The following is a 13,632-nucleotide window of genomic DNA, read 5'->3' as shown; positions in this document are numbered from 1 at the left end:
TCAAATATATGTATAAGAGGAAGGTAATTGAAGAATGTTTAAGGGATTTTTTGATAAATTAAAAAACGGCCTTGAAAAGACTAAAAGCAATTTGACTGGAAAGATAACGGATATGCTGAGCGGAGCAGTTACTATAGATGACGATCTCTATGATAAACTTGAGGAAATACTTATAACTGCTGATATAGGTGTAGAAACTACGATGTACATCATAGACAGGCTGAAGGAAAAAATAAAGGAAGAAAAAATAAAGGATCCTAATTTGTTAAACGGCTGCCTTAAAGAGATTATCATGGATATATTAGGTGATGAGAAGAACAGCATAATACCTGAGAAGACTCCGGAGATAATTTTGGTAATAGGTGTAAATGGAGTAGGTAAAACCACTTCCATAGGTAAAATATGTTATAAGCTGAAAAACAAAGGTTATAAGGTGATTATGGCGGCGGCGGATACTTTCAGGGCTGCGGCTATAGATCAGCTGGAAGTATGGAGTAAAAGAACCGGTGTTGAGATAGTAAAACATCAGGAAGGTTCCGATCCTGCAGCAGTTATATTTGATGCAATTCAAGCATCAAAAGCTAGAAAAGCGGACGTCTTGATATGCGATACGGCTGGAAGGCTCCATAATAAGAAGAATCTGATGAAGGAACTTGAAAAGATAGATAAGGTAATAAAAAGAGAGTATGAGGAAGCTTTTAAACAGACACTTTTGGTACTGGATGCCACTACGGGCCAGAATGCAGTTCAACAGGCAAAAGAATTTACAAAGGTGTGTCCTGTAGACGGAATAATACTCACGAAACTAGATGGAAGTGCTAAGGGCGGGATTGTAATATCCATAAAGCACAGCTTGAATATACCGGTGAAATTAGTTGGAATTGGTGAAGATATCGACGATTTACAGGAATTTAGGAGCAGGGATTTTGTTGAAGCATTATTTTAGGACACTGTTAAGTAAAAATACTTGACAGCATTTATTAATTTTGATATTATTTATTTTGTTGATAAAATATTTTTTGCTTCATCGAGTAAAAGAGATGGTATTGTGGAAAAAAGAGTGCGGCTTTCCATGCTGCTTGATATATATGGTGAGCTCTTGACAAAAAAACAAAAGGACATAATGGAACTCTATTATAACGAAGACTTGTCTCTAAAAGAGATAGCAGAGCACACCAATACGAGCAGACAGGCAGTGTATGATATTATAAAAAGATGTCATAAGCTTTTAATGCAATATGAAAATAAACTTCATGTATTGAAGAAGAAAAAGTCAATTCTGAAATTTATAGATTCCCTTTGCTGTAGTGAGAATAAGGAAACTTTAGACAAAATAAAAAATTATATAGTGGATAATGTTTAATTTAGGAGGATTAAAATGGCTTTTGAAGGATTGGCATCTAAGCTTCAGGAGACATTAAAAAAGCTTAGAGGTAAAGGTAAACTTTCTGAAAAGGATATAAAAGATGCTATGAGAGAAGTAAAACTGGCACTTTTGGAGGCAGATGTTAATTATAAAGTAGTAAAAAATTTCATAAAGAGTGTCAGTGAAAAATGTCTGGGTGAAGAGGTACTGAAAAGCCTGACTCCAGCACAACAGGTTGTAAAAATAGTAAATGAAGAACTTACAGCTTTGATGGGAAACAGCCAGAGTTCTATTGAGTATAATCCAAAGGGACTGACCACAATAATGCTGATAGGCCTGCAGGGTGCGGGTAAAACTACTATGTGTGGCAAATTGGCGTTGAAGTTGAGGAAGAAAAACAAAAGACCACTTTTGGTAGCCTGTGATATATATAGGCCGGCTGCAATAAAACAGCTTCAGGTAGTTGGAAAGGAAATAAACATACCCGTGTTTTCCATGGGAGATAAAAAAGCGGCGGTAGACATATGCAGGGGTGCTGTAGAGTATGCCAAAAATAATGGTTTTAATATACTTATAATAGACACGGCAGGCAGGCTTGAAATGGATGAGGAATTGATGGATGAGTTAAAGCAGATCAAGGAGGAAGTAAGTCCCAATGAGATACTGCTGGTAGTAGATGCCATGACAGGTCAAGATGCAGTTAATGTGGCTTCAAGTTTTAATGAAAAGCTTGATATAAGTGGGGTCATACTTACAAAATTGGACGGAGATACAAGAGGCGGGGCTGCACTTTCTATAAAAGCCATGACCGGGAAGCCAATAAAATTTATTGGTATGGGAGAAAAAATGAATGATCTTGAAGTATTTTATCCGGACAGGATGGCGTCGAGAATACTGGGCATGGGAGATGTACTGTCTCTTATAGAAAAAGCACAGCAGTCCATTGACCGGGAAGAGGCTGAAAAACTTGGAAGCAAGATGCTTACAAAGGAATTTAACTTTGAGGATTTTTTGTCCATGATGCAGCAGGCTAAAAAATTGGGACCTTTGAATAAACTTATGGAAATGGTGCCTGGGGCAAATATGAAACAGCTGCGCGGAGTTGACTTTTCAAAAGGAGAAAAGGAACTGGTGAAAATTGAAGCAGTCATTAATTCTATGACTTTAAAGGAAAGAAGAAATCCATCTATTATAAATTCTTCCTCTTCCCGTAAAAAGAGAATAGCACGCGGCTCCGGTACTACAATACAGACTGTGAACAAACTGCTTAAGGAATTTACGCGAATGAAAAAAATGATGAAACAGTTTGGTGGAATGAAAAAAGGCTTTAAAAAGGGGACATTTGGGAAGTTTCCTTTTTAAATATATAATCAGTTTTGTTATAAATATATGAGATTTTTATTCTAAGGAGGTGATATGAGTGGCTGTAAAGATAAGGTTAAGAAGAATGGGTGCAAAAAAGGCTCCCTTTTATAGAATAGTTGTGGCAGATTCGAGATTCCCAAGAGATGGTAGATTTATAGAAGAAATTGGTTATTATAATCCTACGACTGATCCAAATACTGTTAAATTTGATGAAGAGAAAGCTTTAAAATGGATAAAAAATGGTGCTCAACCCACTGAAGTAGTTAAAAAAATTTTTGATAAGTGTGGATTGAAAGATAAACTTGCTAGGTAGTTAACTGGGGGTGTATTAAGTGAAAGAGCTAGTAGAAATGATTGCTAAAGCGTTAGTGGATAACCCAGAGATGGTTCAAGTAAATGAAATTGAAGGTGAGCAATCTGTAATTCTTGAATTAAAAGTTGCACAGGAAGATATGGGAAAAGTAATAGGCAAGCAGGGAAGAATAGCAAAGGCTATAAGGACTGTCGTAAAGGCAGCGGCTATAAAGGAAAATAAGAGAGTGGTTGTGGAGATTATATAGAAATATAAGAGTTAGGCTATCTAACTCTTATATTTCTATCTCGGAACACGGCCTATATATTGACAATTTTAAATTATACTATATGTTATATAAGCTGGGAAAGAGGTGTATTATATCACCCTATGAAAGAATTTATAACCATAGGAAAAATAATAAATACCCATGGAATAAAAGGGGAATTGAAAATATACCCGCTAACTGATGATCCCAAGAGGTTCAATAAATTAGATCTTGTCTATATAGATGGAACACCTAAGAGGGTACTTGAATGTAAATTTCAGTCCAAAAGGGTCATACTTAAGATTCAGGGTGTGGATTCAATAGAGGAAGCCACTTCATATAAGGGAAAATATCTGGAGATTTCAAGAAAAGATGCAGTTGATCTTAATGAGGGAACATATTTTATTGCAGATATAATAGGCTGTTCTGTTGTGGATGAAGATGGGATGTTCTATGGTAAAATAGGAGAGGTACTTCATACCCACAACAATGACGTGTATTGGATAAAGGGAAAAAATGAACTGCTTATTCCAGCTATAAAAGATGTGATAGTTGATATAGATGTGGAAAAGGAAAAAATAGTTATAAAGCCGGTGAAAACATGGATGTGAAGATAGACATACTTACTCTTTTCCCTCAAATGTTTGATGTATTTAATTATAGTATAATAGGAAGGGCACTTAAAAATAATATTTTAAGTATAAATACCGTTGATATAAGGGAATTTACCAGGGATAAGCACAGAAAAGTGGATGACTATCCCTACGGCGGCGGAGCCGGAATGATTATGGCGGCACAGCCTATAGTGGATTGTATAAAAGAAGTGAGAACTAGAAACAGCGGTAAGGTTATTTATCTTGGACCGAGAGGTGAAACTTTCAATCAGTCCATTGCAAAAAAACTTTCAAGAGAAAATGAGCTGATATTTTTGTGCGGACATTATGAAGGTATAGATGAAAGGGTCTATAAGTATATAGACATGGAAATATCCGTTGGAGATTTTGTAGTCACCGGCGGGGAAATGGCCTGTATACCAATTGTGGACAGTATATGCAGAATGATACCAAATGTGCTGTCAAATAGGGAAAGTTGTGTGGAAGAATCCTTTTACAATGGGCTGCTGGAATATCCACAATATACTAGACCGGAATGTTTTAGGGGAGATAGTGTACCTGAAGTACTCTTGTCCGGCCACCATGAGAATATAAGAAAGTGGAGGAGGACGAAATCTCTTGTAATGACTAGAGATAAAAGGCCGGATTTGTTTAAGAAAATATCCTTATCTGAAGAAGACAGAGAACTTATAAAGTTTTATGATGGAAGATAATATTTTTGAAATCAGTTGAAAATAAAATGTATATGTGATAAAATTTTTTTGTGCTGCACGGACGTTCCGCTGTCTGCGATATGAATGTGCTGGATAAGAGCGTTGAATAATTATTAGGAGGTAATGCGCAGTGTTAGATATAATAAAACAGATAGAAAGTAAACAAATCAGAACAGATTTACCAGATTTCAATGTGGGAGATACAGTGAAAGTTCATGTGAAGATTAAAGAGGGAAACAGAGAGAGAATACAGGTATTTGAAGGTGTAGTTTTAAAGAGACAAAATGGCGGAATAAGAGAAACTTTTACAGTTAGAAGAGTTGCTTATGGTGTAGGAGTTGAAAGGACATTTCCAGTCAACTCTCCCATAATAGATAAAATAGAGGTAGTTAGAAAGGGTAAAGTGAGGAGAGCAAAGCTATACTACTTGAGAAATAGAGTGGGCAAGGCAGCTAAGGTAAAAGAAGCATTGAAATAAAAAAAGGGGCTTTATAAAGTCCCTTTTTTGGATATTAAGGTGGTGTAAAATTTTAATGAAGGAATTGATAGAAATAGGCAAGTCCATATTAATAGCGATTATAGCGGCATTTCTGATTATAACTTTTATTTTTGAAACTGTAAGTGTAGATGGACATTCCATGGATCCTACCTTAAGTAATGGAGATAGGCTTATTGTGGAAAAAGTAAGCTATTACTTTAGAGCTCCTAAACCCGGTGACATAGTGGTGATAAAATATCCTGCAAATCCTAAAGAAAAATTTATCAAAAGGGTAATAGGTGTTGGAGGGGACAGAATAAAAGTTGAAAATGGAAAGTTATATGTGAATGATGTGGTAAAAAATGAACCTTATATATTGGAAACTATGACTTCGGATTTTAATGAAGTTACGGTACCTCAAAATACCGTATTTGTAATGGGTGATAATAGAAATAACAGTAGAGACAGCAGATTCCCTGATGTAGGATTTGTAAACTATAAAATGGTAGTTGGAAGGGCGGCACTTAGAATATATCCTTTTAGCAGAATGGGTAGACTGAGTACATTTCAAAATTAGGAGGGAAATGGCTTTATGACTATAAATTGGTTTCCTGGACATATGGCTAAAACCAGAAGAGAGATAAAGGAAAATCTCAGATTAGTAGATGTTGTTATAGAGATGAGAGACGCGAGAATAATAAGATCCAGCAGGAATCCTGATGTAGAAGACATATGCGGTGTTAAACCGAGGATCATACTTTTAAATAAAAGTGATTTGGCAGAAGAGAATATAACTGCATTGTGGATAAAATATCTTTCTGTGGATAATATACGTGTACTGCCGGTAAACTGCCATACGGGTCAGGGCCTAAAGAATATAAAAACTGAAATGAACCGTCTTTTGAAGGAAAAACACGATAGAATGAAAAAAAAGGGAATTTCCAAAATAACCGACAGGGCCATGGTGATTGGCGTACCTAATGTGGGAAAATCCTCACTTATAAACAAACTGGCTAAAAATAAAATAGCTAAAGTAGGGGATAGACCTGGAGTCACTAAGAGTAAGCAATGGATTAAAACCAAATTGGGGATAGAACTTATGGATACTCCAGGTATATTGTGGCCCAAACTGGAAAGCAGAGAGACTAGATTAAATTTAGCCTATACAGGGGCAATAAAGGATGAAATTGTAGACATGGAGGAGCTGGCCTTAAACCTTGTAAAATTTTTAAAAAAATATTATCCAGACAGGCTTGAGAAAAGGTATAAACTTGATAAATTAAGTGAAAATCCTGCGGACAATATTGAAAATATAGCCAGAAAAAGAGGGGCTATAATATCTGGCGGCAGGGTGGATTACAATAGAGTGTCAGTTTTGATTTTAGATGAATTTAGAGGAGGAAAGCTAGGGTCTATCTCACTGGAGAGGCCATAGAGAACTGTAGATGGATGAGAAAAATTTTTATTGGGATAAACTGGATAAATATAAATTTGCGGATATAAAGAAAAAAATAGATTCTGTAAAGAAAAATTATTTTGATTTAAAAAAAGATTTTGTAAACTATATACTTGAAAATTTAAAATCTGACAGTAGAAAAAATGTAAATACCCTGGCAGCTAACCTTTATAATTTTATTATAAATAGGAAGAAAGAAATTGAAAGAGTTAAAGGAATGTATTCCTTTGATAAAAAAATCGGGAATTGTATAATATATACTGCAGGGGCAGATGAAGTGGGAAGAGGTCCATTGGCAGGACCTATAGCTGCGGCGGCAGTTGTACTGAACCTAAATTACAAATATGATAGAGAACTTATTTTAGGCATAAAGGATTCGAAGCAGCTCACTCCGAAACGGAGAAGCGAACTTTCAAAAGAAATAAAGCACAGGTCGTTAGGATATAATATTTCTACTATAAATAATGTAGAAATAGATAAAAGGGGAATTTCATGGTGTAATAACGAGGTATTGAAGAGAGCTGTGAGAGGGTTGAAATTGCCTGTAAATATGGTTTTATCTGATGGATATTCCATAAAGAGTTTACACAGTGACAATAAATTTATAATAAAGGGCGATACTAAAAGTGCAAGCATAGCGGCAGCTTCAATTATAGCCAAGGTCTACAGGGACAATATTATGGAAGAGTATTCACATATGTACCCTGAATATGGATTTGAACATAATTCAGGGTATGGAACTAGAGAACATATGGAGGCTATAAAAAAGTACGGTATCTGTAAAATACACAGAAGAAGCTTTTTGAAAAATATATTGTAAAATTATATTTGAAAGGCATTTTTAATGAGCCTGATAGATGGAATATTATTGTAGATGTTGAATATTATTTCTATAACGTCGAATCTAAAATTAAATTTATACAGCTTTTTTTTCATTATATACACAGTGGCTGTTTTACGTATTTTAGATTGCTTGGAGTAAGTTACGGCTTCACAGGGGTTTCCGTATAATTTACCATAACGGGATTTTACCTCTATAAAGCAAAGATAATTTCCATCTTTTGCTATGATGTCCACTTCTCCTGTTTTGCATTGAAAATTTCTTTCTAATATTATATACCCTATTTCTTTTAGATGATTCTCAGCTATGTCTTCACCGCGGGAACCTATATCCTTATTGGAAGAATGCATGGCTTTTCCCCTTCCTGTTTTTTAAAACTTTTTTTTATTATAGCATTTATATCGTTTATTTTCACTATGTATAGGATTACTTATCTCAGTTCGCTGATAAAATTCGGTATGTATACGTTTATGCAAATCAACAAGAAGAATATGGAAAGTACGCTTCCAATGCTTATAATATCTCTGCTTTTTCTTCTTATTCCTATAAGAATTAATACAATACCTATTATAAGACCCGATATAACTAAGAAAAAATACATGTGATATTCCTCCTAACACTGGATAAAAAATATCCTGAATTATTTATATTATACAATTATTGTAAATATAAATAAAGATATTTTTGGTAAATAATATTTTCAATTTTAAATAAAATCGTCATTTATGAATTTTCTGTAGCAAAGAGCTTCAGTTAAATGGGGTTCCTCTATGTATTCACTGTGATCTAGATCTGCTATTGTCCTGGATACTTTTAGAATTTTACCATAGGCCCTGGTGGTCAATTTATATTTGGAATAAATTTTCCCGAGTATTTCTGTAGATCTTTTATTGAGTTTACAGTATTTTTTAATGAGGGTACTGTTCATTTCTGAATTATATTGTATTCCCTGGCTTTTAAATCTTTTTTTCTGAATTTTTCTGGAAGCTTCCACTCTTTTTTTTATTGATTTAGAAGATTCACCTTTTTTGTAATTTTGGATATCCTTAAAATTCAGAGAGTTTACAAAAGTGAACAGATCTATCCTGTCCATGAGCGGACTGGATAATTTTGATATATATCTTTTTCTCTCATAGTCGGTGCATGTGCATGGTTTTCCAGAAGCAAAGTTTCCACAGGGACATGGGTTTGTAGCCATTATTGTCATGAAGTTGCATGGAAAAGAAACTCTGCCGGCGGCCCTGTTCAATATTATTTTTTTTTCTTCTAGAGGCTGTCTTAAAACTTCCAGAACATTTTTTTTGAATTCAAGTACTTCGTCCAGAAAAAGTACACCATTGTGAGCTAAGGATATTTCGCCGGGCATTAAATTATTTCCACCGCCTATAAGTGCAGCAGTTGTACTGGTATGATGGGGATTTCTGAAGGGCGGCTTGTTTATAAGCCCTTCACCTGTATTTAAATTTCCGGTGACACTGTATATTTTGGTAACTTCCAGAGAATTTTCGTAACTTAAATTTGGAAGTATTGTAGGAACCCTCTTGGCGAGCATGGTTTTTCCAGAACCGGGCGGACCAACCATAAGTACATTGTGGTTTCCGGCAGCAGCAACTTCTAGAGCTCTTTTGCAGCTTTCCTGGCCGAATACGTCTGAAAAGTCCAATGAAGGACGTGAAGTTTTAGATTGTATTTTTTTATGCTTATAAGGCAGTGAATTTCTATATTTTATAAAATGCACTATTTGTTTTAAATTTTCAAAGGCATAACAGTTTATTCCCTTTATGGAGGAACATTCTTCTGCGTTTTCAGCTGGGACTATGAAATTTTTTATATTATTTTTTATACCTTCCAATGTTATTGGAAGCACACCTCTCACTTTATTTAAATTGCCGGACAGAGATAGTTCACCCAGTATTATAAAATCATCACAGTCATCAAAATTCATTTGCCCTGTGCATATCAATATACCCAGGGCTATGGGCAGGTCAAACAGCGAGCCTGCTTTCTTCATATCTGCAGGAGCCAAATTAACTACTATTTTTCTTACAGGAAATTCAAATCCTGAATTTATTATTGAAGCTTTTACCCTTTCTTTGGATTCTTTTACAGATGTACCTGCGAGACCGACTATATTAAAGGAAGGAAGTCCCCTTTCAATGTCCACCTCCACTGAAACTATATTCCCTTCTATGCCTAAAAAAGAAGATGTATTTAGTTTGGTAGCCATATTATCACCTCTGCTTAATTCTTGACAATAATGTTTTATTTTAAACTTTTAAAATAAAACGCTGCTTTTTTTGAATAAAATGTCCTTATTATGAACATAATTTTTAGGTAATTATATTTAATGGGATGTGAATTATTTATGAATATATATGACCTGTGGTTTGCCTCTGTCAAAATGTCAAATAAGATAAAAAATTATCTGTTAAAAAATTTCAAAAGCACAAGAGAAATATATATACATAGCATTTTTAACAGGGATTCGATATTTGTAAGCAAGGACTATAATAAAATATATGGGGAATTGAAAAAAGCTTGGAATAGAGATAAGCTGGAAAGTTTACTTGAATACTCTTTAAATGAAGGTATAGAATCTGTAAATAGCTGTGCAGAAAAATATCCCTATAGATTGAAGAATTATGATGATTCACCGTCGGTTTTGTTTTATAAAGGGAATATCGATATTTTAAACAATGTAAGTGTGGCAATGGTAGGAGCTAGGGATTGCAGTTTGTATGGAAAAAATGTGGCTCTACTCATAGGGAGAGAGATTTCTATGAATAATTTGAATATAATAAGCGGTATGGCTAGGGGAATTGACGGCTGCTGCCATAGGGCTGCAGTTGAAAACGGCGGGTATACCTGTGCTGTACTGGGATCGGGGATAGATGTCGTGTATCCCAGGGAAAATAAAAAATTATATGATGATATCTTAAAAAAAGGATGTATATTGTCCGAATTTATCCCTCAAACAAAGCCATATCCATATAATTTTCCAATGAGAAATAGAATTATAAGCGGGCTGAGTGACTTGGTGATTGTAATTGAAGCAGGGAATAAAAGCGGTGCATTGATAACGGCCGGCTGTGCGTTGGAACAGGGGAAAGATGTCATGGCAGTGCCTGGTTCTATATTCTCCTCCAAGAGCAAGGGCACGAATACCCTTATAAGGGAAGGAGCTCATGTATTTACTTGCATGGAGGATCTGTTTCAGATATTGCCCGTAAAGTATATGAAAAAGAGGTATATGAAAAATCATAGATTAAACGTTGATGAGGAAAAAATATGTAAATTTATTGGACATATTCCTGTACATATAGATGAAATATGTAGGGTAACTGATATTGACATAAAACGATTATATGAGTTATTATTTGAATTGCAACTAAAAGACGAAATAATATGTCTTCAAGGAAATTATTATGCAAAAATTCAAGATGATGAGAATATTATTAAATAAGTGTTATGTTTAAATAAGGGGGGTGCAGACTCCGGAGCAAATAAGATATCCGGGGTATATGATATGGGACAAAAACTAGTTATAGTTGAATCGCCGGCTAAGGCTAAAACTATAGGAAAATATTTAGGAAAAAATTATGTGGTGAAGGCTTCCATGGGTCATGTTAAAGATCTTCCTAAAAGTCAATTGGGAGTTGATATAGATAATGAATACAATCCTAAGTATATAACAATAAGGGGAAAGGGAACACTTTTGGATAAGCTTAAGAGAGAAGCTAAAAAAAGCGATAAGGTATACTTGGCAACAGACCCCGACAGAGAAGGAGAGGCAATTTCCTGGCATTTATCTCATGTGCTTAAGTTGAGGGAAAGTGAAAAATGCAGGATAGAGTTCCATGAAATTACTAAAAATGCTATAAAAAATTCCATAAAGTATCCGAGAACTATAAATATAAATTTAGTAAATGCACAACAGGCCAGAAGAGTATTGGACAGATTGGTAGGGTATAAAATAAGTCCAATACTTTGGAGAAAAATCAAATGGGGCTTGAGTGCAGGAAGAGTTCAGTCAGTAGCTCTTAAGATGATATGTGACAGGGAAAAAAGTATAATTGATTTCAAACCCAAGGAATATTGGACTATAGAGTGTGAACTTCATAAAAAATCAGCAGTTAGATGTTTTAATGCAAAACTCACTACCTTTAATAGGAAGAAGATTCAAATTGCTACAAAGGAAGAGGCAGATAAAATCACGGAGGATTTGAAAAAAGGGCAGTTTATAGTAAAGTCAATTAAGACTACATGTAAAAATAAAACGCCCCTGCCTCCTTTTACCACCAGTACTCTGCAGCAGGATGCCTATAAGAGATTGAACTTTTCTACTAAGAAAACTATGGCTGTAGCTCAGCAGTTGTATGAGGGCGTGGATGTAAAGGGCTATGGTACCGTTGGACTCATAACCTATATGAGAACAGATTCAGTGAGAATTTCAAAGGAAGCGCAGGAGGACTGCAGAAATTTTGTAATAGATAAATTCGGGAAAAAATATGTGGAAGAAAAGCCCAGAAATTTTAAAAGCAAAAAGAAAAACATACAGGACGCCCATGAGGCCATAAGACCTACTTATATGAAGATAGAGCCGGATAAAGCGAAGGAAAATTTAAAACCAGAACAGTATAAACTCTATAAATTGATATGGAACAGATTTCTGGCGAGCCAAATGGCTTGTTCAAAAATTGATGTTACTTCCATAAGTATAGTTGATGGAAAATATGGCTTGAAAGTAAGCGGATCCAGAGTTAAATTTGATGGGTTCATGAAGGCTTACGAGTATACTACCGAAGATGAAAAATCCAATAAGGCACTTCCCAAACTGCAGGAAGGAGAGCTTCTTATTGAGAAATCCACAGAGAGCAAACAGCATTTTACACAACCTCCAGCTAGATTTTCAGAAGCTTCTCTTGTTAAGACTCTCGAAGAAAATGGGATAGGAAGGCCCAGCACTTATGCACCAATTTTGTCTACACTTTTGGATAGAAAGTATATACAGAGGGAAAAGAGGACTCTTATCCCCACTGAATTGGGAAACATAGTGAATAATATATTGAGTGAATATTTTAAACAGATAGTTGACGTGGAATTTACAGCTGAAATGGAATCCAAATTAGATGCTGTTGAAGACGGAAAAGATGATTGGAGAAAAGTAGTAGATGAATTTTATAAACCGTTGAAAAAATCCATTGATGTGGCAGAGAAGGAAGTTGCCAAAATTACTATAAAAGATGAGGTAACTGATATAAAATGTGAAAAATGCGGCAGAAATATGGTAATAAAACATGGACGGTTTGGAGATTTTTTAGCTTGTCCAGGTTATCCTGAATGTAAAAATACGAAACCCATAGTTGAGGAATTGGATGTGAAATGTCCTAAATGTGGAGGCAAGGTTTTAGTTAAAAGAAGTAGAAAGGGCAGAAAATTTTACGGGTGCAGCAATTATCCAAAATGTGACTTTGTGAGCTGGTATGAACCTGTGAATGAAAAGTGCCCTGCATGTGGAAGCTATATGGTAAAGAAGTATAACAAAACCAGGGGAAATTATTTAGAATGTTCTAACTCAGAGTGCAAATACAGAAAATATGATGTTGAAGAAAATAAGGATGAGAAAATCAAGTGATTCTAAGGCCTGGGTGGAGCTTGCTTACAGGAAATTCTTTTCTCCACCTGAACCTTATTAACAGTATTCTTAGTGCCTTTGGCACTTAGAATATGTTATCCTTTAAGTAGTGCTTATCTTCCGCTTTGAGAAGCTGGGAGTATTGGCAATGGCAGCGTTCGGATAAATAAATTTTGAAATAATTGGATGCAGGAGGCGGAATAGGATTTAAATTTAGAAAATATAGTTGAATTATAATAATTGTTATGTTATTATAATTATTGTGTAAAGAATAATTCAAAATATTTAAAAAAATCTAAAACATTAATCGAGTATATGGTCTAAAGCTCTAATTGAAAATCTTTTTACAAAAACTTAGCAGAAAGTCTGTTGGCTCCGTTTACGGGACAAATGATTATTCTGCTTAAAGTCTGTTGTAATATATAACAGGGTTTTGAGATGAGCCTGATACTATCGTTGATGGATGCACAGGTATTCTTAGATAGTGAAAGTCTTATAGAAATAGGCTGATCTTTATGTCACTTGTGATGTATTGGAAGTTTAGTATATAAGAACCTACTGGCGTTAGCCATGTGGAGTCTCAAATAATCTAAAATATGATGGA

At 34.9% G+C, this 13,632-nt stretch carries 16 protein-coding genes; 13 read left to right on the top strand and 3 right to left on the bottom strand.

Features of this window, described 5'->3' with window-relative positions:
- Positions 1-34: 34 nt before the first annotated feature.
- The 11 genes from ftsY (at position 35) to rnhB (ending at position 7,372) form a co-directional block, all read left to right on the top strand.
- Complete coding sequence (ftsY, locus tag AB8S09_RS00600; RefSeq protein WP_294180451.1) at positions 35-946, top strand: signal recognition particle-docking protein FtsY; 912 nt, start codon at positions 35-37, stop codon at positions 944-946.
- Positions 947-1,048: 102 nt separating this feature from the next.
- Positions 1,049-1,363: a putative DNA-binding protein gene (locus AB8S09_RS00595; protein ID WP_294180452.1), complete on the top strand. Its 315-nt coding sequence runs from the start codon at positions 1,049-1,051 to the stop codon at positions 1,361-1,363.
- 15 nt (positions 1,364-1,378) lie between these two features.
- Positions 1,379-2,728: a signal recognition particle protein gene (ffh, locus tag AB8S09_RS00590; RefSeq protein ID WP_294180454.1), complete on the top strand. Its 1,350-nt coding sequence runs from the start codon at positions 1,379-1,381 to the stop codon at positions 2,726-2,728.
- Between the two features lie 58 nt (positions 2,729-2,786).
- Positions 2,787-3,044: a 30S ribosomal protein S16 gene (gene rpsP, locus AB8S09_RS00585; protein WP_294180455.1), complete on the top strand. Its 258-nt coding sequence runs from the start codon at positions 2,787-2,789 to the stop codon at positions 3,042-3,044.
- Between the two features lie 19 nt (positions 3,045-3,063).
- Positions 3,064-3,291, top strand: coding sequence for a KH domain-containing protein (locus AB8S09_RS00580; protein WP_294180457.1), 228 nt, complete (start codon positions 3,064-3,066; stop codon positions 3,289-3,291).
- A 122-nt stretch (positions 3,292-3,413) separates the two neighbouring features.
- A complete protein-coding gene (gene rimM / locus AB8S09_RS00575) occupies positions 3,414-3,902 on the top strand; it encodes a ribosome maturation factor RimM (RefSeq protein ID WP_294180459.1) in 489 nt (162 codons plus the stop codon).
- Complete coding sequence (gene trmD, locus AB8S09_RS00570) at positions 3,893-4,618, top strand: tRNA (guanosine(37)-N1)-methyltransferase TrmD (protein WP_294180460.1); 726 nt, start codon at positions 3,893-3,895, stop codon at positions 4,616-4,618. Before rimM ends, trmD begins: the two co-directional genes overlap by 10 nt.
- A gap of 130 nt (positions 4,619-4,748) precedes the next feature.
- Complete coding sequence (rplS, locus tag AB8S09_RS00565; RefSeq protein ID WP_294180463.1) at positions 4,749-5,096, top strand: 50S ribosomal protein L19; 348 nt, start codon at positions 4,749-4,751, stop codon at positions 5,094-5,096.
- Positions 5,097-5,151: 55 nt separating this feature from the next.
- On the top strand, positions 5,152-5,673 hold the full coding sequence (gene lepB / locus AB8S09_RS00560) for a signal peptidase I (RefSeq protein ID WP_294180465.1): 522 nt from the start codon (positions 5,152-5,154) through the stop codon (positions 5,671-5,673).
- A 15-nt stretch (positions 5,674-5,688) separates the two neighbouring features.
- Positions 5,689-6,531, top strand: coding sequence for a ribosome biogenesis GTPase YlqF (gene ylqF, locus AB8S09_RS00555; RefSeq protein WP_294180468.1), 843 nt, complete (start codon positions 5,689-5,691; stop codon positions 6,529-6,531).
- A 10-nt stretch (positions 6,532-6,541) separates the two neighbouring features.
- Entirely contained in the window at positions 6,542-7,372 is an 831-nt protein-coding gene (rnhB, locus tag AB8S09_RS00550; protein ID WP_294180470.1) for a ribonuclease HII, read from the top strand.
- Between the two features lie 2 nt (positions 7,373-7,374).
- Here rnhB and AB8S09_RS00545 read toward each other — a convergent pair whose 3' ends face one another.
- The 3 genes from AB8S09_RS00545 to AB8S09_RS00535 form a co-directional block, all read right to left on the bottom strand.
- Complete coding sequence (locus tag AB8S09_RS00545; RefSeq protein WP_294180471.1) at positions 7,375-7,743, bottom strand: YraN family protein; 369 nt, start codon at positions 7,741-7,743, stop codon at positions 7,375-7,377.
- Between the two features lie 80 nt (positions 7,744-7,823).
- Positions 7,824-7,994 carry a hypothetical protein gene (locus AB8S09_RS00540; RefSeq protein ID WP_294180473.1) on the bottom strand — a complete coding sequence of 57 codons (171 nt, stop codon included), beginning with the start codon at positions 7,992-7,994 and terminating at the stop codon, positions 7,824-7,826.
- A 105-nt stretch (positions 7,995-8,099) separates the two neighbouring features.
- Positions 8,100-9,620: a YifB family Mg chelatase-like AAA ATPase gene (locus AB8S09_RS00535; RefSeq protein WP_294180476.1), complete on the bottom strand. Its 1,521-nt coding sequence runs from the start codon at positions 9,618-9,620 to the stop codon at positions 8,100-8,102.
- Positions 9,621-9,758: 138 nt separating this feature from the next.
- Here AB8S09_RS00535 and dprA point away from each other — a divergent pair, with 138 nt between their 5' ends.
- Positions 9,759-10,856: a DNA-processing protein DprA gene (dprA, locus tag AB8S09_RS00530; protein ID WP_369868309.1), complete on the top strand. Its 1,098-nt coding sequence runs from the start codon at positions 9,759-9,761 to the stop codon at positions 10,854-10,856.
- Between the two features lie 63 nt (positions 10,857-10,919).
- On the top strand, positions 10,920-13,028 hold the full coding sequence (gene topA / locus AB8S09_RS00525) for a type I DNA topoisomerase (protein WP_294180480.1): 2,109 nt from the start codon (positions 10,920-10,922) through the stop codon (positions 13,026-13,028).
- The last annotated feature ends 604 nt before the right edge of the window (positions 13,029-13,632 follow it).

The organism is Clostridium lapidicellarium, from assembly GCF_041224415.1.
Taxonomy (GTDB): Bacteria; Bacillota; Clostridia; order Clostridiales; family Clostridiaceae; genus Clostridium_B; species Clostridium_B lapidicellarium.
This window is presented reverse-complemented; position numbering and strand designations above follow the sequence as displayed.

Excerpts from the sequence above, each read along its gene's own strand:
- AB8S09_RS00540 (WP_294180473.1), bottom strand. The coding sequence starts at position 7,994 with ATGTATTTTTTCTTAGTTATATCGGGTCTTATAATAGGTATTGTATTA.
- topA (WP_294180480.1), top strand. The coding sequence starts at position 10,920 with ATGGGACAAAAACTAGTTATAGTTGAATCGCCGGCTAAGGCTAAAACT.
- ffh (WP_294180454.1), top strand. The coding sequence starts at position 1,379 with ATGGCTTTTGAAGGATTGGCATCTAAGCTTCAGGAGACATTAAAAAAG.
- rimM (WP_294180459.1), top strand. The coding sequence starts at position 3,414 with ATGAAAGAATTTATAACCATAGGAAAAATAATAAATACCCATGGAATA.
- AB8S09_RS00545 (WP_294180471.1), bottom strand. The coding sequence starts at position 7,743 with ATGCATTCTTCCAATAAGGATATAGGTTCCCGCGGTGAAGACATAGCT.
- dprA (WP_369868309.1), top strand. The coding sequence starts at position 9,759 with ATGAATATATATGACCTGTGGTTTGCCTCTGTCAAAATGTCAAATAAG.
- ylqF (WP_294180468.1), top strand. The coding sequence starts at position 5,689 with ATGACTATAAATTGGTTTCCTGGACATATGGCTAAAACCAGAAGAGAG.
- AB8S09_RS00535 (WP_294180476.1), bottom strand. The coding sequence starts at position 9,620 with ATGGCTACCAAACTAAATACATCTTCTTTTTTAGGCATAGAAGGGAAT.
- rnhB (WP_294180470.1), top strand. The coding sequence starts at position 6,542 with ATGGATGAGAAAAATTTTTATTGGGATAAACTGGATAAATATAAATTT.
- trmD (WP_294180460.1), top strand. The coding sequence starts at position 3,893 with ATGGATGTGAAGATAGACATACTTACTCTTTTCCCTCAAATGTTTGAT.
- ftsY (WP_294180451.1), top strand. The coding sequence starts at position 35 with ATGTTTAAGGGATTTTTTGATAAATTAAAAAACGGCCTTGAAAAGACT.
- lepB (WP_294180465.1), top strand. The coding sequence starts at position 5,152 with ATGAAGGAATTGATAGAAATAGGCAAGTCCATATTAATAGCGATTATA.